Source organism: Streptomyces sp. NPDC107538 (assembly GCF_055657445.1).
Genome location: NZ_JBVKAY010000008.1, coordinates 350,724 through 376,082, shown reverse-complemented (window position 1 = coordinate 376,082; position 25,359 = coordinate 350,724). Strand labels below are relative to the sequence as shown.

General features: G+C 72.3%; 22 protein-coding genes. 15 read left to right on the top strand and 7 right to left on the bottom strand.

Annotated features, from left to right (window positions below; translation table 11 throughout):
- The first annotated feature begins 131 nt into the window (after positions 1 to 131).
- From ACZ7MG_RS28600 to ACZ7MG_RS28575, 6 genes are all read left to right on the top strand, one after another.
- Positions 132 to 3,386: an AfsR/SARP family transcriptional regulator gene (locus ACZ7MG_RS28600; protein ID WP_471384353.1), complete on the top strand. Its 3,255-nt coding sequence runs from the start codon at positions 132 to 134 to the stop codon at positions 3,384 to 3,386.
- The gene (locus ACZ7MG_RS28595; RefSeq protein ID WP_471384356.1) at positions 3,383 to 5,272 is read left to right on the top strand and encodes an AfsR/SARP family transcriptional regulator; all 1,890 of its coding nucleotides are present in this window, start codon (positions 3,383 to 3,385) and stop codon (positions 5,270 to 5,272) included. The genes ACZ7MG_RS28600 and ACZ7MG_RS28595 overlap by 4 nt, the downstream gene beginning before the upstream one ends.
- A 38-nt stretch (positions 5,273 to 5,310) precedes the next feature.
- Complete coding sequence (locus ACZ7MG_RS28590; RefSeq protein ID WP_471384359.1) at positions 5,311 to 6,255, top strand: helix-turn-helix domain-containing protein; 945 nt, start codon at positions 5,311 to 5,313, stop codon at positions 6,253 to 6,255.
- A gap of 135 nt (positions 6,256 to 6,390) precedes the next feature.
- A complete protein-coding gene (locus ACZ7MG_RS28585; RefSeq protein ID WP_471384362.1) occupies positions 6,391 to 7,362 on the top strand; it encodes an alpha/beta hydrolase in 972 nt (323 codons plus the stop codon).
- A gap of 274 nt (positions 7,363 to 7,636) precedes the next feature.
- The gene (locus ACZ7MG_RS28580) at positions 7,637 to 8,359 is read left to right on the top strand and encodes an alpha/beta fold hydrolase (RefSeq protein ID WP_471384364.1); all 723 of its coding nucleotides are present in this window, start codon (positions 7,637 to 7,639) and stop codon (positions 8,357 to 8,359) included.
- Between the two features lie 120 nt (positions 8,360 to 8,479).
- Positions 8,480 to 9,913, top strand: coding sequence for an FAD-dependent oxidoreductase (locus ACZ7MG_RS28575; RefSeq protein ID WP_471384367.1), 1,434 nt, complete (start codon positions 8,480 to 8,482; stop codon positions 9,911 to 9,913).
- Positions 9,914 to 9,978: 65 nt separating this feature from the next.
- On the opposite strand, the gene ACZ7MG_RS28570 is transcribed toward ACZ7MG_RS28575, so the two are convergent.
- The 5 genes from ACZ7MG_RS28570 to ACZ7MG_RS28550 all read right to left on the bottom strand — a co-directional run bounded on the left by ACZ7MG_RS28570 (position 9,979) and on the right by ACZ7MG_RS28550 (position 14,684).
- Positions 9,979 to 11,214: a DUF6545 domain-containing protein gene (locus ACZ7MG_RS28570; protein ID WP_471384369.1), complete on the bottom strand. Its 1,236-nt coding sequence runs from the start codon at positions 11,212 to 11,214 to the stop codon at positions 9,979 to 9,981.
- An 86-nt stretch (positions 11,215 to 11,300) separates the two neighbouring features.
- Positions 11,301 to 11,708 (bottom strand): peptide-methionine (R)-S-oxide reductase MsrB, encoded by a 408-nt coding sequence (msrB, locus tag ACZ7MG_RS28565; protein WP_471384371.1) that lies wholly within the window; start codon positions 11,706 to 11,708, stop codon positions 11,301 to 11,303.
- Positions 11,709 to 11,755: 47 nt separating this feature from the next.
- A complete protein-coding gene (murC, locus tag ACZ7MG_RS28560; protein WP_471384373.1) occupies positions 11,756 to 13,141 on the bottom strand; it encodes a UDP-N-acetylmuramate--L-alanine ligase in 1,386 nt (461 codons plus the stop codon).
- Positions 13,142 to 13,345: 204 nt separating this feature from the next.
- A complete protein-coding gene (locus ACZ7MG_RS28555; protein WP_471384950.1) occupies positions 13,346 to 13,801 on the bottom strand; it encodes an indole-3-glycerol phosphate synthase in 456 nt (151 codons plus the stop codon).
- 121 nt (positions 13,802 to 13,922) lie between these two features.
- Positions 13,923 to 14,684 (bottom strand): pyrimidine reductase family protein, encoded by a 762-nt coding sequence (locus ACZ7MG_RS28550; protein ID WP_471384951.1) that lies wholly within the window; start codon positions 14,682 to 14,684, stop codon positions 13,923 to 13,925.
- Between the two features lie 307 nt (positions 14,685 to 14,991).
- On the opposite strand from ACZ7MG_RS28550, the gene zapE reads away from it, so the two are divergent.
- The 9 genes from zapE (at position 14,992) to ACZ7MG_RS28505 (ending at position 23,722) form a co-directional block, all read left to right on the top strand.
- Positions 14,992 to 16,101 (top strand): cell division protein ZapE, encoded by a 1,110-nt coding sequence (gene zapE, locus ACZ7MG_RS28545; RefSeq protein WP_471384376.1) that lies wholly within the window; start codon positions 14,992 to 14,994, stop codon positions 16,099 to 16,101.
- Positions 16,102 to 16,660: 559 nt separating this feature from the next.
- Positions 16,661 to 17,239 (top strand): carbonic anhydrase, encoded by a 579-nt coding sequence (locus tag ACZ7MG_RS28540; protein ID WP_086757627.1) that lies wholly within the window; start codon positions 16,661 to 16,663, stop codon positions 17,237 to 17,239.
- Positions 17,240 to 17,259: 20 nt separating this feature from the next.
- Complete coding sequence (locus ACZ7MG_RS28535; protein WP_471384380.1) at positions 17,260 to 18,789, top strand: SulP family inorganic anion transporter; 1,530 nt, start codon at positions 17,260 to 17,262, stop codon at positions 18,787 to 18,789.
- 269 nt (positions 18,790 to 19,058) lie between these two features.
- Positions 19,059 to 19,904, top strand: coding sequence for a slipin family protein (locus ACZ7MG_RS28530; RefSeq protein ID WP_471384383.1), 846 nt, complete (start codon positions 19,059 to 19,061; stop codon positions 19,902 to 19,904).
- Positions 19,905 to 20,013: 109 nt separating this feature from the next.
- A complete protein-coding gene (locus ACZ7MG_RS28525) occupies positions 20,014 to 21,390 on the top strand; it encodes an alkaline phosphatase PhoX (RefSeq protein WP_471384386.1) in 1,377 nt (458 codons plus the stop codon).
- A 123-nt stretch (positions 21,391 to 21,513) separates the two neighbouring features.
- The gene (locus tag ACZ7MG_RS28520) at positions 21,514 to 22,329 is read left to right on the top strand and encodes a helix-turn-helix domain-containing protein (RefSeq protein WP_471384953.1); all 816 of its coding nucleotides are present in this window, start codon (positions 21,514 to 21,516) and stop codon (positions 22,327 to 22,329) included.
- Positions 22,326 to 22,586: a DUF397 domain-containing protein gene (locus ACZ7MG_RS28515; protein ID WP_471384389.1), complete on the top strand. Its 261-nt coding sequence runs from the start codon at positions 22,326 to 22,328 to the stop codon at positions 22,584 to 22,586. Before ACZ7MG_RS28520 ends, ACZ7MG_RS28515 begins: the two co-directional genes overlap by 4 nt.
- Positions 22,587 to 22,617: 31 nt before the next feature.
- Complete coding sequence (locus ACZ7MG_RS28510; RefSeq protein ID WP_471384392.1) at positions 22,618 to 23,469, top strand: polysaccharide deacetylase family protein; 852 nt, start codon at positions 22,618 to 22,620, stop codon at positions 23,467 to 23,469.
- Between the two features lie 40 nt (positions 23,470 to 23,509).
- Positions 23,510 to 23,722 carry a hypothetical protein gene (locus ACZ7MG_RS28505; protein ID WP_471384394.1) on the top strand — a complete coding sequence of 71 codons (213 nt, stop codon included), beginning with the start codon at positions 23,510 to 23,512 and terminating at the stop codon, positions 23,720 to 23,722.
- Here ACZ7MG_RS28505 and ACZ7MG_RS28500 read toward each other — a convergent pair.
- The gene (locus ACZ7MG_RS28500) at positions 23,714 to 24,385 is read right to left on the bottom strand and encodes an ABC transporter (protein WP_471384397.1); all 672 of its coding nucleotides are present in this window, start codon (positions 24,383 to 24,385) and stop codon (positions 23,714 to 23,716) included. The genes ACZ7MG_RS28505 and ACZ7MG_RS28500 overlap by 9 nt on opposite strands.
- On the bottom strand, positions 24,385 to 25,320 hold the full coding sequence (locus ACZ7MG_RS28495) for an ABC transporter ATP-binding protein (RefSeq protein ID WP_471384400.1): 936 nt from the start codon (positions 25,318 to 25,320) through the stop codon (positions 24,385 to 24,387). The genes ACZ7MG_RS28500 and ACZ7MG_RS28495 overlap by 1 nt, the downstream gene beginning before the upstream one ends.
- Between the last annotated feature and the right edge of the window lie 39 nt (positions 25,321 to 25,359).

The following is a 25,359-nucleotide window of genomic DNA, read 5'->3' as shown; positions in this document are numbered from 1 at the left end:
CACCTGCGAGAGGGAGCGCAACGGCTGCCTCACGGGGGCGCGGAGCTGCGCGTAACTCTGGGTAACTCGGGGAATCACGTATGGTCATGGGCGGGGGAAAGATACGAGATACGAGATATCAGGAGGGCCAATTGGCGCTGGAGCCGGTGCGGTTCGCGGTTCTGGGGTCGGTCCGGGTGGAGCGGACGGGGGCTGAGCCGACGTGGGGGCGTCCGCAGGAGCGGGCGCTGCTGGCGTTGTTGCTGGTACGGGCGGGGCAGCCGGTGGCGGTGAGCGAGATCGTCGACGTGCTGTGGGGGCGGCTGCCGCCGGACAGCGCCGTCAATGTGATCCGGCGTCATGTCGGGTCGCTGCGGCGGATGTTGGAGCCGGGCCTGCCCAACCGCGCCACCGGCCGCTGGCTGATACGGGACGCGGGCGGGTACCGCCTGCTGGTCGACGCCGACTCCCTGGATCTGCTGCGGTTCCGCCGGCTGCGGGACGAGGCGCGCCGGGTTCGCGGCGACAGCGAGGGGGCGGCGGCGCGGGTCGTGGAGCTGCTCACCGAGGCGCTGGGGCTGTGGCGCGGGCCGGTCGGGGCGGGGCTGCCCGAGGAGATGCGGGAGCGCGCCGGGTTCGCGGCGGTCGACCGCGAACGGGCGTCGGCCGTACGGGAGGCGGCCGACGCGGCACTGCGGGCCGGCATCCCCGCCGCCGTACTGCCCCTACTCCAGAACGCGGTCGCCGACGACCCGCTCGACGAACCCCTGCTGGCCCGCCTCGTACGCGTCCTGGCCGCCACCGGGCGCGAGACCGAGGCACTGAGCGCCTTCCACACCGCCCGCGAACGGCTCGCCGAGGAGCTGGGCATCGACCCGGGGCCGGAACTGCGCGAGGCCCATCGGGATGTACGGGGTGAGGACGGGCGGGGTGAAGGCGGGCGGGGTGAGGGTGGGCTGGGTGAGGGTGGGCTGGCGGAGGGGGTGCGGGGCGAAGGCATGCGGGGTGAAGGCCCGCGGCGGGAGAGCATGGGGCGCGGTGCCGGGTCACACGACGCCGCGTCCCGCGGCGCGGGTTCGGCGGAGGCCGCGGTCTTTGGGGCCGAGGTTGGGGCCGAGGCGGGGGCGAGCGTCGAGGCCGGAGCGAGGGCGAGCATCGAGGCCGGGGCGAGGGCCGACGCCGGAGCCGCAACCGCCGCCGTAGCCGAAGCCGCAACCGCAACCGCTGCCGGAGCCGAGACCGAGCCCGTAGGTACCCCGAGCCCGCAGGCACCGGCCCAGACACAGCCACAGCCACAGCCACAGGCACAGGCACCGGCACCGGCACCGGCACCGGCACAGACACCGACCACCATCCCCGCCCAACTCCCCCACGACCTACCGACGTTCACCGGACGCCGCGCCGAGCTGGAGCAGGTGCTGGCGCTCCTGGACGGCGGTGCTGACGGCGTCATGGGCCCCGCCGGCACCGTCGTGATCAGTGCCATCGGCGGCATGGCCGGGATCGGCAAGACGACGCTCGCCGTGCACTGGGCGCACCGGGTCGCGGACCGGTTCCCGGACGGGCAGTTGTACGTCAATCTGCGGGGGTTCGCCCCGTCGGGCACGGTGATGGAGGCCGGGGAGGCGGTGCGGATCTTCCTCGACGCGCTGGGCGTACCGCCGGAGCGGGTCCCGCACGGCGTGGACGCCCAGGCGGCGCTGTACCGCAGCCTGTTGGCGGGGCGGCGGTTCCTGGTGCTGCTGGACAACGCGCGGGACACCGAGCAGGTACGGCCGCTGCTGCCCGGCACACCCGGGTGTCTCACCATCGTCACCAGCCGCGACCAGCTGGCGGGCCTGGTGTCCTCGCACGGCGCGCACAGCCTCGCGTTGCGTCCGCTGGACGCCGGGCAGGCACGGGCGTTCCTCGAACGCCGGCTGGGGGCCGGGCGCCTCACCGGGGAGGCGCGGGCGGTGGCGGAGATCGCGGCGTTGTGCGGTGGGCTGCCGCTCGCGCTGGCCTGTGTCACGGCGCGCGCCGCCGCGCACCCGGGCTTCCCGCTGTCGGCGATCGCGGCGGAACTGCGCGCCGCGCACGGCAGCCTGGACGCGTTCAGCCGGACGGACCCGTCCGCGAACGTCGGGGCGGTGTTCTCCTGGTCGCTGGGTGCCGTGTCGCCCGAGGCGGCCCACCTCTTCCCGCTGCTCGCGCTGCACCCCGGCCCGGACTTCTCGGTGGCGGCGACGGCCGCGCTCACCGGCCTGCCCGCGCGCCGGACACGGCGACTGCTCACCGAGCTGGCCGACGTCCACCTCCTGGGCGAGCCCGCCCCCGGCCGGTACGCACTGCACGACCTGCTGCGCGCCCACGCCACCGAACTCCTGGAGGACCAGGACCAGAACCAGAACCAGGACCGGCGCCCGGAGGACGAGCGCGAGACGGCCACCGAGCGGCTGTACGCGTACTACCTGCACACCGCGCACGCCGCCGAGCCGCTCCTCGCCCCGCACGCGGACCCACTGCCGCCGGAGCCGCCGCCGGCCGGTGTCCACGCCGAACCGCTCGCCGACCACGCACAGGCGCTCGCCTGGCTGACCGCCGAGTATCCGGTGCTGCTCGCCGTCGTCGGGGCGGCGGCCCGGTCCGGCCGTGACCGGGTGGCGGGCGCGCTCGCCTGGTCGCTGGAGCCGTTCTTCGACCGGCGGGGGCACTGGCACGACTGGGCGACGGTCCAGCGGATCGCGCTCGACGCGGCGCTGCGGACCGCCGATCCGGGGTGGGAGGCCAGGGGGCTGCGGGCGCTGGCGCGGGCGGAGAGCCGGCTCGGGCTGCACGGCACGGCCCGCCCCCGCCTCGACCGCGCACTGGCGCTCTTCACCGAGCTGGGCGACGCCGTCGGGCGGGCCGACACCCATCGCAGCCTCGGCTGGCTCCACGACCAGGAGGGGGATCTGCCCGGCGCCCTGCACCACAACCGGCTGGCCATGGAACTCTTCCGGGCCGGTGGCCGCCGCGCCGCGTACGCCAGTGTCCTCAACTCCGTCGGCTGGTACCACACGCTGCTCGGCGAGCACGGGGAGGCGTTGCGGCACTGCCACGAGGCCCTGACCCTGCTCCGGGAACTCGGCGACCGCTACGGCGAGGCGGCCACCTGGCACACCATCGCCTACGCCCACCACCACCTCGGTCGCCATCCGAACGCCCTCGTCGGCTACGGCCATGCCCTCGCCCTCTACCGGGAACTGGGCGTGCCGTATCTGGAGGCCTGCACCCTCGTCCACATCGGCGACACCCACGCCGCGATGAGCGACCATCCCTCCGCCCACGAGGCCCGTCAGCAGGCCCTCACCCTCCTCATCACCCTCGGCCATCCCGACGCCGATCAGGTACGCGCACAGCTCGACGCGAGCGGGCGCTTCGGGTGACGTGGGAGACGCGGTTCGAGGTGCTGGGACCGCTGCGGGTGTGCCGGGACGGGGAGGAGCTGGACCTCGGGTTCCCGCAACAGCGGGCCCTGCTGGGGTTGTTGGTGGTGCGGGTCGGGCGGCCGGTGCCGTGGGGTGACCTCGTCGACGTGCTCTGGCCCGAGCGGGCGCCGGCGAGTGCGCGGAACGTGGTGCGCCGTTACGCCGGTTCGCTGCGGCGGCTGCTCGAACCCGGGCTGCCGCCCCGGGCGCCCGGCCGGCGGCTGCTGCGGCGTGCCGGGGGCTATCTGCTGGAGGCGGACGAGGACGAGGTCGATCTGCTGCGGTTCCGCGCGCTCACGAAGCGGGGCATGCGGGCGGCGGCCACCGGGCGGTCCGAGGCCGCGGCGGCGCACTTCCTGGACGCGCTGAGCGAGTGGCGCGGTCCGGTGGCCATGGGGGTCCCCGCGGTCGCACGGGAGCACGCCGTGTTCACCGCGGTGGAACGGGAGTTGATCGACACGACCCGGATGGCCGCCGACGCGGCTCTCCTCTGCGGCCGCTCCGAGCAGCTGCTGCCCCGGCTGCGGCAGGCCCTCGAACTCGACCCCCTGAACGAGCCCCTGCACGCCGCCCTCATCATGGCCCTCGCCGCGTCCGGCCTCCAGGCGGAGTCCCTCGCCGCCTACGCCCGCATACGACGCCTCCTGTCCGAGGAACTCTCCGTACCCCCCGGCCCGGAACTGACCACAGCCCACACCCGCATCCTCCACCAGGACTGGACCACCCCCACCCGCCCGCTCCCGCGTGAGCCGGTTGGCCGCGCTGCCGACCCCGGGCTCGGCGTTGGCCCCGCTGCGATCCAACTCCCGCCCGACGCCCCCGCCTTCGTCGGCCGACAGCCCGAAGTCGCCCGGCTGGCGGACCTCACGGACGCGGCGACGGCCCCCTCCCCCCACACGCCCACCTCCTCCCCACCGGCCCCCGTCTCCGTGCTGATCTGCGGCATGCCCGGCGTAGGGAAGACCGCGCTCGCGTCGCACTGGGCGAGTCGGGCGGTCGGGCGCTTCCCCGATGGGCAACTGCGGGTGGACCTAAGGGGGTTCGATCCCGTCCGGGCGCCGCTGGACCCGGCGGAGGCGCTGCGGGGGATGCTCGTCGCGCTCGGGGTGCCGCCGGCGCGTATGCCGGAGCGGACGGACTCCCTCGCCGGGCTGTACCGCAGCCTGGTGGCCGGCCGGCGGTTCCTGGTCGTGCTGGACGACGCGGCCGACACCGAGCAGGTACGACCACTGCTGCCCGCGTCGCCCGGCTGTCTGACCCTGGTCACCAGTCGCCACGGACTGTCCGGCCTGATCGCGTCGGGCACCCACCCCCTGCACCTGGACCCGCCGACGACGGCCGACGCACGGGCGGTACTCGCGGCACACACCGGCCCCGCCCGACCGACCGAGGCCCCCGACGCGGCGGACGAGATCGTCACCCTGTGCGGTCGCCTCCCCCTCGCCCTGGCCCTCGTCGCCGCCCGCGCCACCGCCCACCCGGACCTCCCCCTCTCAGCCCTCGCGACCGAACTCCGGCACTCCCCCCACACCCCCGCCGACCTCCGCACCGCCTTCGCCCTCTCCTACCGTCGCCTCGCACCCGAACAAGCCCTGCTGTTCCGGCAGTTGGCGCTCCACCCCGGCCCGGACCTGACCCCGGACAAGGCCGCGGCCCTGCTCGACCTCCCGGCCCGGCGCACCCGGCAGCTTCTCGACGACCTCGCCGACGCCCACCTCGTCACCGAACACGCCCCCGGCCGCTACACCCAGCACGACCTCCTGCGCGCCTTCGCCACCGACCTGGCCGACACTCCACCGTCACACTTTTTTCACATCCCCCTTCCTACGCTCCGGGTGCAGTGACTGACGGTGTGCCCGAACGGCCGTGGAGGAAGCGACAGATGACCAGGTCCAGGTCCACGTTCAAGACCGGTTCCAGGTCCGGATCCGACACCGGCGCGGCCGGGGCGGCGGGCCTCCGCATCTCCGTGCTCGACCTGGGCCCCGGCGTCGACGGAACGGCCGCGGAGCTGCCCGGGGACGGGCGCCCCGGGCCGGACGCGTATCGGCTGACCGCGCGGACCGGCGGCGCGTATCTGCTGGTGGGCGTGGGCGGCACCGGCGTCCCGCCCACCGAACGGCTCCCCGATGTCCCGCTCCAGCCGGGGGACATCTGTTTCTACGACGCGAACCACCCGCCACGCCTGGACTTCCCCACCCACGGCCTGCTGAAGGTCTTCCTCGTCCCGCGCGAGGAACTGGGACTGGAGGACACCGACCTGCGCCGCGTCCTCGGGACCCCCGTCGCCCGGTCCTCCCGGCTGGGGACGCTGCTGTCGCCGTTCCTGTCCGAGCTGGCCGACACGGCGGTCTCGGCCGCGCCCCTGGTCGGCGAGATGCTCGCCCGGAACGCCGTGAACCTGCTGGCCACCCTCGCCACCGAGCAGCTGGGGCGGACCGTGACGGGCACCCCGGGAAACGGCCGGTCACCGCTGGTGGCCCGGATGCTGCGGTTCATCGACGAGCACCTGGCCGACGCGGACCTGTCGCCCGAGGTGATCGCGGGCGCCCATCACATCTCGGTCCGCTATCTGCACAGGCTCTTCCAGGACGAGGGCACGACCGTGGGCCGCTGGATCCAACGGCGCCGCCTGGAGGAGTGCCGCCGCGACCTCGTCCTCGGCGTCCGCCACCGCCGGACCATCGCCTCGGTCGCCGGCCGCTGGGGCTTCCTGAGCGCGACCCACTTCAGCCGGGTGTTCCGGGCGGCGTACGGCATGTCCCCGAGCGAGTGGCGAGACGCGGCGGCGCCGTCGCCTCCGCGGTCCGTGCGCTCCCGGACCTGACCCGGTGCGCTGACAGACGATTCCCGGAGGTCCCCCGGTTCTAGCGTGCTGACCGAAGTACCGGAACACCGGCACACCGGCACACCGGCACACCGAAGCTCCGCAGTACCGCACGCGACCCATCGGGAGAACCACATGTCCGACACCTCCGAACCGACCCCTCCGGTCCTGGAACCGGCTGCCGCCGCCTTCGCGGAGGCCACCGCCAACCCGCCCTTCCTCTTCGAACTGCCGCCCGCGGAGGGCCGGAAGGCGGTCGACGAGGTGCAGTCCGGCGAGACCGGGAAGCCGGACGTCGACGAGGAGTGGATCACCGTCTCGGGCGGCCCGACGGGCAGCGTGCGGGCGCGGATCGTACGGCCCGCCGGTGCCGAGGGCGTCCTGCCGGTCGTGCTCTACATCCACGGCGCGGGCTGGGTGTTCGGCAACGCCCACACCCATGACCGGCTGGTGCGGGAACTGGCCGTCGGCGCGCACGCCGCCGTGGTCTTCCCGGAGTACGACCTCTCCCCCGAGGCCCGTTACCCGGTGGCCATCGAGCAGAACTACGCGGTGGCGAAGTGGGTCGTGGAGCAGGGCGCGTCCAAGGACCTGGACGGGGCCCGGCTGGCAGTCGCCGGTGACTCGGTCGGCGGCAACATGACCGCCGCGCTGACGTTGATGGCCAAGCAGCGCGGTGACGTCCCGCTGGTCCAGCAGGTGCTGTTCTACCCGGTGACCGACGCGAGCTTCGACACCGGCTCCTACCAGCAGTTCGCCACGGGCTACTTCCTGCGCCGGGACGGCATGGAGTGGTTCTGGGACCAGTACACGACCGACGAGGCCGAGCGCGCCCAGATCACCGCGTCCCCGCTGCGGGCGAGCGTCGAACAGCTCCAAGGCCTGCCCCCGGCCCTCGTCATCACGGGCGAGGCCGACGTCCTGCGCGACGAGGGCGAGTCCTACGCCAACAAGCTCCGCGAGGCGGGCGTCCCGGTCACCGCCGTCCGCTTCCAGGGCATCATCCACGACTTCGTCATGCTCAACGCCCTCCGCGAAACCCACGCCGCCGAGGCCGCGATCACCCTCGCCACGAGCACCCTGCGCAACGCCCTGCACACCAACTGACTCCCGCACCAGCCCCGCGCCCCGCCAGGGGCGCCGTCTAGGGCGCGGGGGACCTGCGCCCCGTAAGGGGCGCGGGGAACTGCGCGAGAACCCCCACCGAACCCGCACCCGAAACGCACCCCGCGCGGAGCGCGAAGGGGGTCGAAGGGGCGCAGCCCCTGGGGATGGGACGGGTAGGGGCGGCGGGGGCGATCAAGCCCACGCACCCACCCACCCGAACCCGCACCCGCGCCCGACCACCGGCCCCCAGGCCGCCCAGAAGGAGAACACCACCATGTCCCCCACCCCCACCCCCACCGTCCTGCTCATACACGGCGCCTTCGCCGACGCGTCCAGCTGGACCGGTGTCATAGAGGAACTGCAAGCCCAGCACATCCCCGTCCGCGCACTCCCGAACCCCCTGCGCGGCCTGGCCTCCGACGCCGCGTACATCACCTCCGCGGCGGCCCAGATCAACGGCCCGGTCATCCTCGTCGGCCACTCCTACGGCGGCGCGATCATCACCGTGGCCGGCGCCGCCGAGAACGTCGTCGGCCTGGTCTACGTGGCCGCGTACATCCCCGAACAGGGCGAGAGCCTGGGCGAGTTGCAGGGCCGCTTCCCGCTCGCCCCGCTCGTCGCCAACCTCGACGAGTGGTCGTACCCCGTCGAGGGCGCGGACCCGGGCACAGAGGTCACGATCAAGCAGGACGCCTTCCCCGGCATCTTCGCCGCCGACGTCCCGGCCGAGGTCACCAGGATCCTCGCCGTCACCCAACGCCCCTTGTCCGCCTCGGTGTTCACCGAGCCGGCCGCGACCGCCGCCTGGCAGGACAAGCCGTCCTGGGCGGTCGTCGCCGACGCCGACGAGGCCATCAACCCCGACGTCCAGCGCTTCGGCGCCAAGCGCGCCGGCGCCACCGTCACCGAGATCGAGGGCGCCTCCCACGCCGTGGCGGTCTCCCGCCCCAAGGAGGTCGCGGCGGTGATCCGCGAAGCGGTCCGAGCGACGAACTGACGAGCTGACGATCCGACACCCCGTCAAGTGACCTTGTGCAGAACACCGTTGCCCTGATCTTCTAGGGCGACCGGACCGGCGGAGGCCCGGTGCAGGCTTCCACCGACCGCAGGGGGACCCATGCCGCGTACCGCGGTCGTCATCGGCGCGAGCATGGCCGGCATGCTCGCCGCCGCGGCCCTGGCCAGGACCGTCGACGAGGTGACCGTCCTGGAGCGCGACGCGCTCGTGGACACCCCCGGCCCCCGCAAGGGCCTCCCACAGGGCCGCCACGCCCACATCCTCCTGCCCAGCGGCCGTGCCGCCATCGAGGAGCTGGTGCCCGGCGGCGGGGTACGCGAGCGGCTGCTGGCGGCGGGCGCCCGGGAGCGCGGCCTCACCTCCGGCCTGGTGACGCTGGGCCCGCAGGGCTGGTACCGGCGCTCACGCCACCACGACACCCATCCCCTGCTCATCGCCGGCCGCGACCTGATGGACTGGACCGTCCGCGACGCCGTCCTCACCGCCAACCCCCGCGTCAAGATCCGCCACGCCTCGGCCACCGGCCTCCTGGGCACCGCCGAACGCGTCACCGGCATCCGCATCACGGAATCCGGCACCGAGTCCACAACCGAAACCGCAGCCGGCACCGGCGAGACCCTCCCCGCCGACCTGATCGTCGACGCGAGCGGTCGCGGCACCCGTGTCGAGCACTGGCTCGCGGACCTCGGCATCACCGGCATCCGCAAGGACGTGGTGGACGCCGGCGTGGTCTACGCGAGCCGCGTCTACCGCATCCCCGCGGGCGCGGCGGACTTCCCGCCGACGAACGTCACAGCGGACCCGACGGGCGGCCGGCCGGGCCGGGCGGGTCTCGTCCTGCCGATCGAGGGCGGCCGCTGGCTGGTCAGTCTCAGCGGCACCCGGGGCGGCGAACCCACCGCCGCCCCCGACGACTTCGTCCCCTTCGCCCGCGGTCTGCGCCACCCCCTCATCGGCCGACTGATCGCCGGCGCCGAACCGCTGACGGACGTCCTGCTCAGCCGCAGCACCCGTAACGAACGCCGCTGGTTCGAGAAGTCCGAGCGCTGGCCCGAGGGTCTGGTGGTGCTCGGGGACGCCGTCGCCACGTACAACCCGGTCTACGGCCAGGGCATGTCGGTGGCCGCGCTCGGCGCGCGCGAGCTGGGCCGGGAGCTGGAGCGGACCGGCGTCGGCGCGCCCGGCCTGGCGCGGCGGGCGCAGCGGGCCGCCGCGCAGGTGGTGAACGCGGCGTGGACCATGTCCGTCGGCCAGGACCAGTGGTTCCCCGGCGTCCGCGGCAAGTCCCCCACACTGGCCGACCGGCTGTTCTCCGCCTACGTCGGCCGGATGTCCCGCGTGGCCACGAGTTCGTACCGCGTCTCGGCCGCCATGTGCGAGGTGACCACCCTCCAGAAGGACGCCCTCCGCCTCCTCCACCCCACCCTGCTCCTCCCCACAGCCCTGGGCCCCGTCCTCCCACCCCTGTCAGGCCCCCCACTCACCCCGAAAGAGCGAACCATCCTGACCAACCTGAACACCACCGCGCCCTAAAGGGGCGCGGGGAACTGCGCGAGAACCCCCACCAACCCGCACCCGAAAGCGACCCCACCCCACACCTACGGACTCTCCGCCCGCGCAGCCCCCCGCACAGCCCTCTCCACCACCCCCGCCCGAACGGCCCGAGACATCCGAATCAACGACGGCTGCCCGATATCCAACCCCTGCCCCCGATCCGCAGGCACCACGTACCCCTGACCGAGCCCGACGATCACCTCCAACGCGGCCCGGTCGAGCACCCCCTGCTCAAGCCCCCCGGCACGCCCCCGCGTGCCGACCACCGCGGCGACGGCCACCATCGCCGCGTCCCCGATCGCCTCGGCCTCGCGGACGCTGGAGCCGAGGGAGAGCGCCTGCCGGTACGCCCGCTCGCGCACGGCCTCGTCGAAGTGCACGGAGACGTCCCGCAGGCCGTCCCGTATGGCCGTCGTCCGATGGGTCAGCCGAAGCTCGACGTCACCGAGGGACCGCCAGGACAGCAGGACGCGGTGCCGGTTCCGGCCGTGGTTCCGGGAGCCGACGAGCCGGAAGAGCGGCCCGAGCCGCAGGAAGGCGAGGAGACTGTCGATCCGCGGCCCGAACAGCGGCAGCACATACCCGGCCGAGGTGAGGGCCGCCCCGGCGGTGACCAGCATCGGGGCCACCCGGGTGCTCAGCGGATCCCAGTGGTGCCCGCTCCAGCGGCCGACGAGGGCGGCCGTCTTGAGCACGCCGTAGGCGCTGGTGCACAGCCAGCCGACGGCGAGCACGGCCAGCGCCCGCCGCGTCCAGCCGCTGAGCTGGAAGGTCCAGCGCCAGCACAGGACCGTGGTGGTGAAGGCCGCCACCATGTGGGCCACGAGATAGAGGACGATCATCTCGCGGATGTACGGGGTGCCCGCGTAGTAGGTGTCGAAATCGGCCAGGCGCTCGACGGGCGCGTCCCCGAGGGCGAAGAGCACGGTCTGTGCCACGACGATCACGGCGTAGGCGAGCAGCCAGCGGCGGGAGACCTGTCGCAGGCGGGCGGGGTCGCCCGCCCCGCGCCAGTGGACGATCAGGACGAGGGAGGCGGCGGAGAACGCGTTCACGGCGCCATAGGTGACGCACGCTGCGGCGTTGGGCACGCCGACGGCCCGGTTGACGAGTCCGACGGTGGGCGGGGCGCCGAGGGCGAAGCAGAGGCCGGCGAGGAAGACCACCGTGCAGAGCGCGCGTTTCAGCGGGTCGCGCCAGTCGCGCCACAGGCCGGGCAGTTGCACGGCGGTACCGGTCCACAGGACGGCGGCCGCCAGAAAGTAGACCAGTCCGTTCACGTCAGGCCCCCGGGCTCTGTCCGAGAAACCTCTCGCGTCAACACCCTTCACACAGTAGTCACGTAGTCAACCGCTCCTCCCGACTCTCAGCCCTCCTCGGGGGCCAGCGTCAGCGAGATGCTGTTGATGCAGTACCGCTGGTCGGTCGGGGTGGCGTACCCCTCGCCCTCGAAGACGTGCCCGAGGTGCGAGCCGCAGCGGGCGCACCGCACCTCGGTGCGGACCATGCCGTGCGACCGGTCGGAGAGCAGCTCCACCGCGTCGCTGTCCTTCGGGTCGTAGAAGGACGGCCAGCCGCAGTGCGACTCGAACTTCGTGTCGGAGGTGAAGAGTTCGGCACCGCAGGCGCGGCACGCGTACACGCCCTTGGTCTTGGTGTCGGTGTACTCACCGACGAACGCGGGCTCCGTGCCGGCCTGCCGCAGCACGGTGTACTCGGCCGGTGTCAGCTCCGCGCGCCACTGCTCGTCCGGCTTCTCGACGTCGTACGACATGAGCCTCAGCCCCTCAACTCAACTCGACACAACACAACACACACGACTCAGCTGGAAAGACGGTCCAGGATCCGCGGGCCCAGGTCCGTCACGTCACCCGCGCCCATGGTGAGAACGAGATCACCGGGCTTCGCCATTCCCGCGATCGCGCCGGGCACCTCGTCCTTGTCGTGCAGGGCGGTGACATCGGCGCCCGCGGCGCGCGCCGCGTCGATGATCAGCTCGCTCGTGACCCCCGGGATCGGGTCCTCACGGGCCGGGTAGATGTCGAGGACGACCGAGGCGTCCGCGAGAGCCAGGGACTGCCCCATCTCGGTGCCCAGCTCCTGGGTGCGGGAGAACAGGTGCGGCTGGAAGACGACCAGGATCCGCGCGTCCCCGGCGGCGCCCCGCATGGCCTCCAGGTCGGCGGTCATCTCGGTCGGGTGGTGCGCGTACGAGTCGATGACCTGGACACCCCGCGCCTCGCCCTTCAGCTGCAGGCGCCGCTTCACGCCGGTGTACGCCGCCAGCGCGGGCGCCAGCTCGTCCGCCGGCACCCCGAGCGCGACACCGGCCGCGAGCGCGGCGACGGCGTTGTGGGCGTAGTGCCGCCCGGGCACGGACACCGCGAAGACGATCTCCCGCCCGTCGAGCAGGACGGTGACCTCGCTCTTCAGCCCCTGCGGCACCACCGACAGCACCCGCACATCGGCGTCCTCGCGCTCGCCGTACGTCACCACACGCACCCCGGAAAGCCGCGAGGTCAGCTCCCGAGCGCCCTCGTGGTCGGCGGAGATCACCAGCGTGCCGCCGGGCACGATCTTCCCCGCGAACGTCTCGAAGGACTCGTAGATCTCGTCCATGGAGGCGTAGTTGGCGTGGTGGTCCAGCTCCACGTTGAGCACGATCGCCACCTCGGGCGCGTACTTGTGGAAGCTCCGGTCGCTCTCGTCCGCCTCGGCGACGAAGATCTCCCCGTCGCCGTGCAGCGCGTTCGACCCGGGTACGTCGAGGTCGCCGCCGATGGCGTACGACGGCCGCAGCCCCAGCTCCCCCAACGACACGGCCAGCATGGATGTCGTCGTGGTCTTGCCGTGCGTCCCGGCGACGGCGATGGGCCGGAGCCCGTCCATCAGCCGGGCGAGCGCGTCCGACCGGTGCACGACGGGAATCCCCAGCTCGGCGGCGCGGGCCAGCTCGGGATTGTCGGCCCGGATCGCCGAGGACACGACCACACAGGTCGCGTCGTCGGCGAGATGCTCCGCCGCGTGCCCGATGTGCACCGTGGCCCCGAGCGCCCGCAACGCCTCGGCCGTCTCCGACTCCTTGGCATCACTCCCGGCCACCTTCGCCCCACGCTGCGCGAGAATCTTCGCGATCCCCGACATCCCGGCCCCACCGATCCCGATGAAGTGCGGTCGTTCCATGGCGCTGGGAAGGCCGGGTGCCATGCGTGTTCTCCAGGTGACGTACGAAGCCGACGGACGCCCCCAGCCTATTGCCTGCCGTATGGGGCCCGTACGACCGCCGCCCAAGGACCGCGCCCTGGGCCGGCGGCGCAGCCGCCGCCTAGGGGCGCGGGGAACTGCGCGACAAGCCACGACGCACCCGCACCCGGCAATGCACAGCAACCCCTACGGCGCCCCCCGCCCCCACTACACCCGCGCGTGCGAGAACAACTTCAAAACCGGCACCCCCACCTTGTGCCGAGCCCGAGACGCCCAGTCCCGATGAAAGAACTCCTCCACGTAATGCGGATCGGTCAGCACCAACACCTCATCCGCCGAAACCTCCTCCACCAGCGACTTCAACGCATCCAGCGGATGATCCTCGATCAACCGCCCCTCCGCCGCACTCCCGGCCGCACGCAACGCCTGCAACGACACCTCCAGCGCCCGCTCCCCCGCGTCGAGCGCCAGCTCCCCCTCCGGCGTCTCCCCCTCCCGCGCCGCCTCGTCCAGCTCCCCGAGGGCGAGGTCGTCGATGGCCCGCAGCAACCGGTCGGCCTGATTCCCGCGCGGCTGGAGCAGCACATGGAAGGAGGCCCGTTCGTCGCCGTGCAGGGTCGTGACGAACTCCACGTCCGCGGACGTCAGAGCCTTCTCGATCATCAATACGCTCGTGAACGACACCACAGGCGCCCTTCTCCTCGGAGGGCCCCGCGGGCCCTCACTCCTCAGGGTTCTAGTGTGCCCGGCGAAAGCTAAACGGAACGGAAGATTCCGCCCGCTTTCACGTACGACGGTAACGACCGAACAGGTACCCGGAATCCTCCAGCAGCGACGCCAGTGCGAAGCGCTTGGGCACCGGCACGGACGGGCCCCCGGCGATCCGCTGGGCGTCCCCCGCCGTGAGCATCGGTGACATGGTCAGACACAGCTCGTCCAGGACGTCGGCGGCGATCAGCTGGCCCAGGAGCCGGGGTCCGCCCTCACTGAGCAGCCGGGTCAGCCCCAGATCGGCGAGGCTCCGTACGGCCCGCGCGGGGTCGACGCCCATGCCGTCCCCGGCGACCACCACCCGCACGCCCGCCTTCTCGGCGGTGGCGACCCGGTCGGGGGCCGCGGCGGCCCCGGTGAGCAGGATCGTCGGGGTGAGCGGCGAGGTGAACAGCGGCAGCGAGAAGTCCAGGTCCAGGCTCGCGCTGACCACGGCGACGGCGGGCGCGGGCGTCTGTCCGGCGGCCCGGCGCGCCTCGGCGAACGCCTCACGCGCGCGTGCGGGGCGGTACCCCTCCTGGCGTACCGTTTCCGCGCCGACGATCACCACATCCGCGAGCCCCCGAAGCGTGCCGAAGATCCGCATGTCGGCCTCGCTGGAGATCGGCTGCGACCGCCCACCGTGCTGAGCGGCCCCGTCGAGCGTGGACACCATGTTGGCCCGCAGCCACGCCTCCCGCCCCCCGGCCCCCGCCTCCGGATACGCATACGCCACCGCCAGCTCGTCAAGCCCCCACTCCCGATCGACGAGATCCGCACCGCCGCCCGTACGCACCCCCGCGACCGCCGACCCACCACTGCCCGCACCCGCTCGCGAGCCGGCCTCGCCGCCCGTCCGCGAGCCGCTCTCGGGCCCCACGGACTCACCGCCGCTTCCCGCACCCGCCGGCCGGCCCCCCGCCGGGCCCCCACCCCCACCCGGCGTTCGACCACCGGCCGCATCCGTACCACCGACCACATCCGTACCGCCGGCCACATCCGTACCACCGGTCGCGTCCGGTGTCCGGGCCGCTGTCTCTTCGGTCACAGGGAACAGGCGTCGCATGTCGTGCAGTCTGGCACGACCCTTAGACTCGGTAACCGTGTCGTCGTCCTCAGCCACCGTGTCCGGAATCGGCCCGATACCCGAAGCGGCCCCCTCGTCCCTGTGCGCCCGTGAGCCCCACGTCCCCGCGGACCGGCTCGTCGCCGAGATGGTGCCACCTCCCCGCTTCGACTCGGTCCGCTTCGCCACATACATCCCGGACCCGAACCAGCCCAGCCAGACCGAGGCCGTCCGCGTCCTGAGCGGCTTCGCGGCGGGCCTCGGCGGGGCGCACGCGTCCGGCGCCGGAAAGCGCGGCCTCCTCGGCTCCCTCGGCTTCGGGAGGGCGAAGGCCCCCAAGGTCCCGGCGGGCCCGCGCGGCGTCTATCTGGACGGCGGTTACGGCGTCGGCAAGACCCACCTCCTCGCCTCCCTCTGGCACGCCACCCCGGCCGAGCCCTCCCTCAAGGCGTTCGGCACCTTCGTGGAGTTGACGAACCTGGTCGGCGCCCTCGGCTTCCAGAAGACGGTCCAGACGCTCTCCGGTCACCGTCTGCTGTGCATCGACGAGTTCGAGCTGGACGACCCGGGCGACACCGTCCTGGTCTCCACCCTCCTCGGCAAGCTCGTCGACGCGGGCGTGGCCCTGGCCGCCACCTCGAACACCCTGCCGGGCAAGCTCGGTGAGGGCCGGTTCGCGTCGGTCGACTTCCTGCGCGAGATCCAGGGCCTGTCGGCCCACTTCCGCTCGCTGCGCATCGACGGCGAGGACTACCGCCACCGGGGTCTGCCCGAGGCCCCGCCGCCGTACTCCGACGAGCAGGTCACCAAGGCGGCGTACGCCACCGAGGGCGCCTCGCTCGACGACTTCCCGCATCTGCTGGATCACCTCGCGCGCGTCCACCCCAGCCGGTACGGCGCGCTCACGGACGGCCTGAAGGCGGTCTGTCTGACGGACGTCCAGCCGATCCCGGACCAGTCGACGGCGCTGCGGCTGGTCGTGCTGGCCGACCGGCTGTACGACCGTGAGGTGCCCGTGCTCGCCTCGGGGCTGCCCTTCGACCGGCTGTTCAGCGAGGAGATGCTGAACGGCGGCTACCGCAAGAAGTACTTCCGCGCGATCTCCCGCCTCACGGCCCTCGCGCGCGACGCCGGACGGCTCGTCTAACAGCCCCGAACAGCCCAGGTCAAGGGGTACTTCCGGCCACCTTCCCCTCTCTTTTCAGGCTCTCTTCAGCTCGCAACGTTAAGTTAACCCTGCAAACAACTTTGCAGGGTTAACGTGTTTCTTGACCAGTGGTTGACCATCAGTTGACCAAGTCGAGCAGGTGTCGACGCGTGGGAGACACCGAGAACTGGCAGCGAGGAGGCTCATGTTGCGACGCACACCGGCCGCGACCGGCGCTTCGTCACGAATCGTCACCTCACTCGTCCACATGTTCTTCACTCCCGCGTCTTTCTTCGCATTCGCGCACACGTCTGGTCATGCCATGGCCAAAGCCGAGCCCGGAAACATGCCCGCGTGTCCGCCGCTGGGGGAGAACCCGGCGACCGCGAGCCGACCCGAACGGCCCTCGGCCCCGCACCACGGGGCATCGAGATCCCGTACGGCCCACACCCCGGCCGTGCCGCGGGTCCTCCGCTGCTGAGCGGCGGAACCCGCTCCCCCCACATCTGTCGTGCAAGCCCGACGCGCCATGAGGCGCGCCAGGAGGAGTCACCACATCATGCAGCCCCTCATCGACAACGCCCGTACGTTCGGACAGCGCCCTGAGGAGTTCGCCAGGCTGGCCGAAGGCCAGTCTCCAGAGGTCCTGTTCATCACCTGCTCGGACTCACGGGTCGTCCCGGCCCTGATCACGGGCGCCCGCCCCGGCGAGCTGTTCGAACTGCGCACCGCCGGCAACATCGTCCCGCCGTACGCCCCTGACCGCCCCACCGGTGAGACGGCCACGATCGAGTACGCCGTGGAGGTCCTCGGCGTCACCGACATCGTGGTCTGCGGACACTCGCACTGCGGTGCCGTCGGCGCCCTGGTGCGCGGCGACGACCTGGACGCCGTACCGGCCGTACGGGACTGGCTGACCCACGCGACCCCGCGCCCGGAAGGGGCGGTCGAGGATCCGACGGTCGCCGACGGCGTCCAGAACCACGTCCTCAGCCAGCTGCTGCGGCTGCGCTCCTACCCGTGTGTGGAGAAGCGCCTCGCGGACGGCCGGCTGCGGCTGCGCGGCTGGTACTACGAGGTGCACACCGGTGCCGTGCGCGAACACCGCGCGGCCACCGACGCGTTCGAGACCCTCTGACCGGCGGCCAGGTGTCCGAGATGAACTCCATACCCTCACCCTCGCCCTCGTCCTCGTCCCCCCGTCCCTCCCGCTTCCCCCATCTGCGACAGGACTTCGGCGCCTCGCTCGTCGTGTTCCTGGTCGCCCTCCCGCTGTGCGTCGGTGTGGCCGTCGCCTCCGGGGTTCCGGCCGAACTCGGCCTGGTCACCGGCATCGTGGGCGGCATCGTCGCCGGACTGATGCCCGGCAGCAGCCTCCAGGTGTCCGGCCCGGCGGCCGGGCTGACCGTGCTCGTCTTCGAGGCGGTGCGCCAGTTCGGGCTGCCCGCCCTCGGGGTGATCGTGCTCGCCGCCGGTCTGCTCCAACTCGCCATGGGCGCGCTGAAGCTGGGCCGCTGGTTCCGTGCGATATCCGTCTCCGTCGTCGAGGGCATGCTGGCCGGCATCGGTCTGGTGATCATCGCGGGCCAGCTCTACGCGGCGGCCGGTCTCAAGGCCCCCGCCTCCGGCCTCGGCAAGATCGCGGGCCTGCCCGGTGCCTTCGTCGACGCCCTCGGCTCCACCGCCGCGCTCGCCTCGCTGGCGATCGGCGCGGGCACCATCGCCGTGATGGTGCTGTGGAAGCGGCTGCCGAAGAAGGTCCAGCTGGTCCCCGGCGCGCTCGCGGCGGTCCTGCTGGCCACCCTCGCCACCCTCGCCTTCAGCCTCCCGGTGGCGAACGTCGAGGTGAAGGGCCTGCTGGACGTGATCCAGCCGCCCGGCCTCGACGCCTTCGGGCAGCTCGCGGACGTGGCGATCCTCGGCACGATCCTCGCGTTCACGCTCATCGCCTCCGCCGAGAGCCTGTTCAGCGCGGCGGCCGTGGACCGGATGCACGACGGTCCGCGCACCGAGTACGACAAGGAGCTGATGGCCCAGGGCGCCGGAAACACGGTGTGCGGGCTGCTGGGCGCGCTGCCGATGACCGCAGTGATCGTGCGCAGCTCCGCCAATCTGCAGGCGGGCGCGAAGACGAAGGCCTCGCGTGTCCTGCACGGCGTCTGGCTGCTGCTCTTCGTGGCCCTGCTGCCGGGTGCCCTCGCCCTGATCCCGCTGCCCGCCCTGGCCGGCATCCTCGTCCACGCGGGCTGGAAGCTGATCCCGTTCCGCGAGGTCGTCTCCCTGTGGCGCACCCACCGGGGCGAGGCGCTGATCCTGGTGGCCACGGCCGTCGCGATCGTCGCGGTCAACATGTTCGAGGGCGTACTGATCGGTCTGGCCCTCTCCGTGGCCAAGACCGCCTGGGAGGCCTCGCACATCAAGCTGGAGGTCATCGACAAGGGCGCGGGCCCGGTCCAGGCCTACCTCTCCGGCAACGCGACCTTCCTCCGCCTCCCGAAGATCCTCGACAACCTCGAATCCCTCCCCCAGGACCGCCCCATACAACTCCACCTCACCGGCCTCCACCACCTGGACCACGCCTGCCGCACCGCCCTCGAAAACTGGGCATCCCGCCACAGCACCACAGGCACGGAACCGGTGAAAATGACAGTCCCCGACCCGGAAAGGGCCACGTCAGCCAGGTCCTGACCTCGCGATAGCCATCCCGCCCGTGCCGCCCCGGCTTGCTTGCCCCCCATCTGCGGGCAATCGTGCCGCTGGGGCGGCACGGGTGGGCGCAGGCGGCGCCTCGTCACCGCCGAGCAGCGGGACCCACCCCCGCCCAGCCACAGCCCCCGGGCACCCATGCACCCCCGCCCAGCCACAGCCGAGCCCGCCCCCGCCGACATTCGCCTACGCCCCCACCCCCGACATATCGTGGTAATCCCACCGATACGGGACGACTCAAGGGGGTCGTCATGCTGGAATCCCTCCTCATAGCCGCCGCAGCGGTCGGCTCCGCCGCCATCGTCTACGTCGCAGCCGCCGCCCGAGTCGTCAAACAGTACGAACGAGGCGTCGTCTTCCGCCTGGGCCGCCTGCGCGGCACCCCCAGAACCCCCGGCTTCACCATGGTCATCCCCGGCATCGACCACATCCGCAAGGTCAACATGCAGATCGTCACGATGCCGGTCCCCGCCCAGGAGGGCATCACCCGCGACAACGTCACCGTCCGCGTCGACGCCGTCGTCTACTTCAAGGTCGTCGACCCCGCGAACGCCCTCATCTCGGTCGAGGACTACAAGTTCGCGGTCTCCCAGATGGCCCAGACCTCCCTCCGCTCGATCATCGGCAAGAGCGACCTCGACGACCTCCTCTCCAACCGCGAGAAGCTCAACCAGGGCCTGGAGCTGATGATCGACAGCCCCGCCGTCGGCTGGGGCGTCCAGGTGGACCGGGTCGAGATCAAGGACGTATCGCTCCCCGAGACCATGAAGCGCTCGATGGCCCGCCAGGCCGAGGCCGACCGCGAACGCCGCGCCCGCATCATCAACGCGGACGCGGAGCTACAGGCGTCGAGAAAGCTCTCGGAGGCGGCGAAGGAGATGGCCGACACCCCCTCCGCCCTCCAACTCCGCCTGCTGCAGACGGTGGTGGCGGTGGCCGCCGAGAAGAACTCCACCCTCGTCCTCCCCTTCCCGGTGGAACTCCTCCGCTTCCTGGAACGAGCCCAGGCAGGCCCCCCACCCGACCCCCCACCCCCGCCTTCACCCCCACTCCCACCTCCCGTGTCACCCCCGACCCCGCCCCCTCCGACCGAGTGACACCCACACGACTCCTCTCCCGTCCCTCTACGCGCGTGGTTCACGCGGCGTTAACCACGTGATACACACAGGCGGGTCACATCCTGTCCGCCAACAGGAAGGTCCCCCCATGTCAGTGACCCGCCGTCAGGCCCTCGCCCGCTCGGGCGCGGGCATCGCAGGAATCGCGTTCACCGGAGCCCTGTCCGAACTCTTCGCGGGTACGTCGGCCGCGCAGAGCCCCCTCGACAACTCCGCCGGCTACGGCCCCCTGCTCCCCGACCCGAACGGCCTGCTCGACCTGCCGAAAGGTTTCCGCTATCGGGTGCTCTCCCGCGAGGGCGACCCCCTCCGCTCGGGCGAGGGCCAGGTCCCCAGCAACCACGACGGCATGTCCGCCTTCCCCGGCCGCCACGGACGCGTCCACCTCGTCCGCAACCACGAGAACCGCCACAACGGCCGTATCCCGGTCCCCACGATCGAGGGCCTCACCTACGACCCGATGGGCAAGGGCGGCTGTACGTCGCTGACGCTGGACGCCCGCGGCAAGGTGCTCTCCGAGCGCGTCGCCATCGCCGGTACCGCCGTCAACTGCGCGGGCGGGCCCACCCCTTGGGGCACCTGGCTGACCTGCGAGGAGACCGAGGACCGGGCCGGCACGAACGGCTACACCAAGGACCACGGCTTCATCTTCGAGGTCGACGCCGCCGACCCGCACCGCTCGGGCGCCGTCCCCCTCACCGCGATGGGCCGCTTCCAACACGAGGCGATCGCGGTGGACCCGAAGCGAGGGGTCGTCTACGAGACGGAGGACGCCTTCGAGAAGCCATTCGGCCTCTTCTACCGCTTCCTCCCCGACAGGCCCAAGGGCGGCCTGGGTTCACTCCGCGCCGGGGGCCGCCTCCAGGCCATGCGCGTCCCGGGCGTCCCCGACCTCTCCCCCATCCAGGACCCGGGCACCTGCTTCGAGGGCATCGAGTGGATCGACGTCCCCGACCCCCTCGCCGCCCAGACCGCCATCCGCCACCAGGACTTCGGCCCCGGCGGCATCACCCACGCACAGAAACTCGAAGGCTGCTACTGGGGCGGCCGCTGCGTCTACTTCGTCTCCTCCTTCGCCCGCAGCGCGGACGGCTCCGCCGCCGACCACTACGGCCAGATCTGGCGCTACGACCCCGACCACCGCACCCTCACCCTGGTCATCGCCTTCGGCCCCGACACCGACCTCCAACTCCCCGGCGAATCCCCCGACAACATCTGCCTCGCCCCCTCCGGCGGCCTCATGGTCTGCGAGGACGGCAACGGCACCCAGCACGTCTACGGCGTCACCCGCCACGGCGACGTCTACGCCATGGCCCGCAACGCCCAGGACATCGGCACCCCGGACGCCCCCGAATGGGGCGAGTTCGCCGGCGTCACCTTCTCCCCCGACGGCGACACGATGTACGTCAACTGCTACACCCCGGGCACGACGTTCGCGGTGACGGGGCCTTGGCGTCGTAGGTGACCCGAGGTGTACGGCCCGTCGCCGTACATGTGTGTTCGATGGACAGTACGCGTAACCGTTCGTGACTCTGGGTGAGTTGGTGGTGGGGAGATCCGACTCATCTGGAGGTGGCCGAGCGTGAGCGTGGACTGGGAGCCGGACCCGTCCGACAGTCTGAAGACGTTCGGGGCGTTCGTACAGGCGCTGCGGGAGCATCACGGGTACACGCGGGAGCAGTTCGCGCCGCTGGTGCAGTACAGCGTCCATACGGTCGCCTCGATCGAGTTGGGCAGGCGGATGGCGGACGAGGTGTTCGTGGAACGGGCGGACCGTGTACTGGGGAACACGGGGGCGCTGCTGCGGGCGGCGAAGCATGTCTCGCGACAGCCGGGCCTGGCATCGTGGTTCCGGCGGTGGGCCCAGCTGGAGCGGCATGCGGTGAGCTTGTGCACGTACGAGTGCCGCCTCGTGCCGGGCTTGCTGCAACCGGAGTCGTACGTGCGGGCGTTGTGCAACGAGGACGTCCCTCCGCTCCCCGACGACGAACTGGAGGCCCTCGTCAAAGCTCGAATGCAGCGGCAGAAGCTGTTCCACGACGAACCCAGGACCACGTTCGACTTCGTCGTCGAAGAGGCCGTGCTCATGCGCCGCCTCGGAGGCACGCACGTGTGCCGCGATCTGCTCGACCACCTGCTGGCAGCAAGCGTCTTGCGCAACGTGACCATCCAGATCATGCCTGCCCGCACCGAGCACCACGCCTGTCTGGCCGGCCCCATCCGCCTCCTCGAAACCCCTGATGCGCAGCGGTACGCGTACTCCGAGGGACAGGAGAGCGGGCGCCTCATCGCTGACAAGAAGGAGGTGGCCAAGCTCTCCCTCCGCTATGCCAGACTGCGTTCGCAGGCCCTCTCCCCGCATGACTCCGTGGGCCTGTTGAAGCGAATGCGAGGAGAGCTATGAGCACCGCTGAACTGCACTGGGCCAAGAGCAGCTACAGCAGCGACCAGGGCGACGACTGCGTCGAGATCGCGCTCGCCTGGCGAAAGTCGACGTACAGCAGCGCCCAAGGCGACGACTGCGTCGAAGTCGCCGCCTGCCCCTCCACCATCCACGTGCGCGACTCCAAGCTGCCCGCCAGCCCCGAGCTGGCGGTCTCCCCCGCCGCCTGGGCCCCGTTCGTCGCCCGGGCGGGTGACTTCGGGCCGGACGCTCCGTAATCCTTCGACCCCATCGCCGTACGTTCATGCGGTGATCAGACCTGTACGAAGAATCACCGCGCTCGGCGCCGCACTCGCCGCTCTCACCGCCTGTGGCGGCCCGCAGGCCTCGACGCGCATCGTCAACGCCACGGCCAGCCCCTCGGCCGTGTCGTCCTCCCGGCCCCCCACACTCGCGCCGGGCCCGGCCGGGCTGACCCCGGTGTTCGAGCACGGCCTCCGGAGCCGTACGGACAAGACCGTGGCGCTCACCTTCGACGCGGACATGACCGCGGATCAAGGGGAGCGGGCCGCCGGGGGCGAACGCTTCGACAACCCGGAGCTGATCGCCGCGCTGCGCCAGCTGAAGGTTCCGGCCACGGTGTTCATGACGGGGCGGTGGGTCGAGGAGTACCCGATCCAGGCGAGGTCCATCGGACGGGACCCCTTGTTCGAGGTGGCGAACCACTCGTACAGCCACCACGCCTTCACCGAGAACTGCCACGGCCTGCCCACGATGGCCCCGGGCCGGATGCGCGCGGACCTGGAGCGGGCCTACCGGGTGTTCCACGAGGCGGGTGTCCGGGACCCGATGCCGTACTTCCGTTTCCCCGGCGGCTGCTACGACAGCCGGGCGCTGCGCAATCTCAGCGCGTCCGGCGTCACGGCCGTGCAGTGGGACGTGGTGAGCGGGGACGCGTTCGCGACGGACGCGGACGACGTGGTGCGGGAGGTGCTGGACGGGGTGCGGCCGGGGTCGGTCGTGGTCATGCACTGCACACGGAGTGGCGCCCCGGTCACGGAGAAGGCCGTACGGAAGATCGTGCCGGTGCTCCGGGCACGCGGCTACCGCTTCGTGAAGGTGTCCGACCTGGTCGGAGCCACGACGGCGACAGCGCCCTGAGCCCCGGCAGGCCCCGAAGCCGTCCCTCTACGCTGGACATATGAGCGACATGAGCGACTACTGCGGCACCGAACAGACGCCCCCCGCGGCTCAGACAGCCCCCCAGGCCACCCCTGACCCTGCCGCCGGCCCGCCCTTCGCCGAGTGCGTCCTGTGCCAGAAGCCCACCGAGTATCCGGAGTCCCACAAGGGAATCACCCTGTGCCCGGTGTGCGAATGGCAGGAGGCCGAGCGGACCGCCTGTTCAGGCTGAGCGGCGCCGCGTCAGGGCGCAGGCCACGGCCGTGGCCGCCGCCGCGAGGAGCCCGGCCGCGAGCAGCGGCAGCACGGGCACCGGGATCGTCGCGTGCCGCGAGCCCTCGACGAGGGCCGTGACCGCCGCCCGCGCCGGGGAGCCCGCCACCACCAGGGCCAGCAGCGCGCCCAGCAGGAGCGCGGGCACGGCCCGGCCCCGCGAACGCAGCAGCGGCCAGTTCGTCAGCGCGCCGACCGCCGTGCCGAGGAGGGCGCAGACGAGCGCGGCCAGCAGGCCGGCGCCGCCCGCCGGGAGCGACTCGACGCGGGTCTGGTGGTCCGTGCTGGTGGGGGCGCTGATGAGCGTGACGAGGACCGTAGCCGCCGTCCCGAGGAGCGCCGCCGCCGAGAACGCGACCAGGACACAGGCCAGGTGCGCCCGGCCGGGTCCGGCCGCCGCGCCCGTACAACTGCGGGCCGCCGGTGGCTCGTTGGTGACACAGATCCGCATCAGCCAGGCGGAGACGGGCAGCAGCGCGGCGGCCGTGTAGCCGAGCGAGTCGAGCACCGGCTGCCCCCTCTGCACCCCGATGCCGAGGAACGCCGCGTACAGGATGACAGGCGGCAGCCAGCGCTGGGAGCGGACGAGCAGCGCCGCCTGGTAGCGGAGGAGGGCGGTCATCAGGAGCTCTCCAGTTCGGGTTCCGGCGTCGCTTCCGGCGTCGCTTCCGGTCTCGGGTCGGGCACGGGCGCGGGTGCGGGCACCGGCGCGGGTTTCGGCGTCACACTCACCACGTGCCACGGCGGTCGGGCGTCCAACAACGCCCGCAGCAGCTCGTCGGATCCATCCTGCGGGACCGTGAACCGATGGGTGCCGTAGGCCGTTTTCTCGACGGACGCCGCCAACTTCCCCACCCCCTCCGGGACTTGCGCGTCTGCGGGACCCCGCCCCTCGACGACCACGGAGACCGAGGAGTCGTCGCCCCGCGACACCCGGAGTTCGAGCGCTCCCCCCACCACCGCGTACGTCGCGTCCGGCGCCCCCGCCAGCCGCCGGGGGTCGTGGTCCACGAACACCACGGCGGAACCGGAGGCGGTCCGCTCCCCCACCACCCGCTCCAGCTCCTCGCGCGCGTCGGCGTCCAGGCCGGTCCACGCCTCGTCGAGGACGAGCAACTCCGGTGCGGCGAGCAGGGCTTGGGCGACGGCGACCTTCTGGCTGCTGCCCTTGGACAGCTCCCCCATCGGCGTACGGGCGTACTCGGCGGCTCCGAACCGCTCCAGCCACTCGGCGGCGGCGCGGGCGGCGGCCGGACGGTCCAGGCCGTGCACGGCACCGAGATGGGTGAGGTACTCGGCGGCGGTGAACGGCAGCGCGGCGGGGAAGCGTTCGGGGACGTACGCCGTGCGCGGGCGGCCCGTGGCCCGGCCCTCGGTGGGGGCGTCGAGCCCGGCGAGGACGCGCAGCAGCGTCGACTTGCCGGTGCCGTTCGCGCCCTCGACCCGGGTCAGCGTGCCGGGGGCGATGTCCAGGTCGACGCCGCGCAGCACCCAGTCGCCCCGGAAGCCGTAGCGGCGACCGACACCCTCCAGCCTCAGCAGTAACTCACGTTCCATGCCCCCATCCTCGTACAGGCGGACGAGTACCGGTCCCGG

Bases quoted from the DNA above. Each gene is read 5' to 3' on its own strand.
- ACZ7MG_RS28590 (WP_471384359.1), top strand. From the start codon at position 5,311: ATGACCAGGTCCAGGTCCACGTTCAAGACCGGTTCCAGGTCCGGATCC.
- ACZ7MG_RS28495 (WP_471384400.1), bottom strand. From the start codon at position 25,320: ATGGAACGTGAGTTACTGCTGAGGCTGGAGGGTGTCGGTCGCCGCTAC.
- murC (WP_471384373.1), bottom strand. From the start codon at position 13,141: ATGGCACCCGGCCTTCCCAGCGCCATGGAACGACCGCACTTCATCGGG.
- msrB (WP_471384371.1), bottom strand. From the start codon at position 11,708: ATGTCGTACGACGTCGAGAAGCCGGACGAGCAGTGGCGCGCGGAGCTG.
- ACZ7MG_RS28525 (WP_471384386.1), top strand. From the start codon at position 20,014: ATGTCAGTGACCCGCCGTCAGGCCCTCGCCCGCTCGGGCGCGGGCATC.
- ACZ7MG_RS28535 (WP_471384380.1), top strand. From the start codon at position 17,260: ATGAACTCCATACCCTCACCCTCGCCCTCGTCCTCGTCCCCCCGTCCC.
- ACZ7MG_RS28515 (WP_471384389.1), top strand. From the start codon at position 22,326: ATGAGCACCGCTGAACTGCACTGGGCCAAGAGCAGCTACAGCAGCGAC.
- ACZ7MG_RS28505 (WP_471384394.1), top strand. From the start codon at position 23,510: ATGAGCGACATGAGCGACTACTGCGGCACCGAACAGACGCCCCCCGCG.
- ACZ7MG_RS28555 (WP_471384950.1), bottom strand. From the start codon at position 13,801: ATGATCGAGAAGGCTCTGACGTCCGCGGACGTGGAGTTCGTCACGACC.
- ACZ7MG_RS28585 (WP_471384362.1), top strand. From the start codon at position 6,391: ATGTCCGACACCTCCGAACCGACCCCTCCGGTCCTGGAACCGGCTGCC.
- ACZ7MG_RS28580 (WP_471384364.1), top strand. From the start codon at position 7,637: ATGTCCCCCACCCCCACCCCCACCGTCCTGCTCATACACGGCGCCTTC.
- ACZ7MG_RS28500 (WP_471384397.1), bottom strand. From the start codon at position 24,385: ATGACCGCCCTCCTCCGCTACCAGGCGGCGCTGCTCGTCCGCTCCCAG.
- ACZ7MG_RS28530 (WP_471384383.1), top strand. From the start codon at position 19,059: ATGCTGGAATCCCTCCTCATAGCCGCCGCAGCGGTCGGCTCCGCCGCC.
- ACZ7MG_RS28540 (WP_086757627.1), top strand. From the start codon at position 16,661: ATGCAGCCCCTCATCGACAACGCCCGTACGTTCGGACAGCGCCCTGAG.
- ACZ7MG_RS28575 (WP_471384367.1), top strand. From the start codon at position 8,480: ATGCCGCGTACCGCGGTCGTCATCGGCGCGAGCATGGCCGGCATGCTC.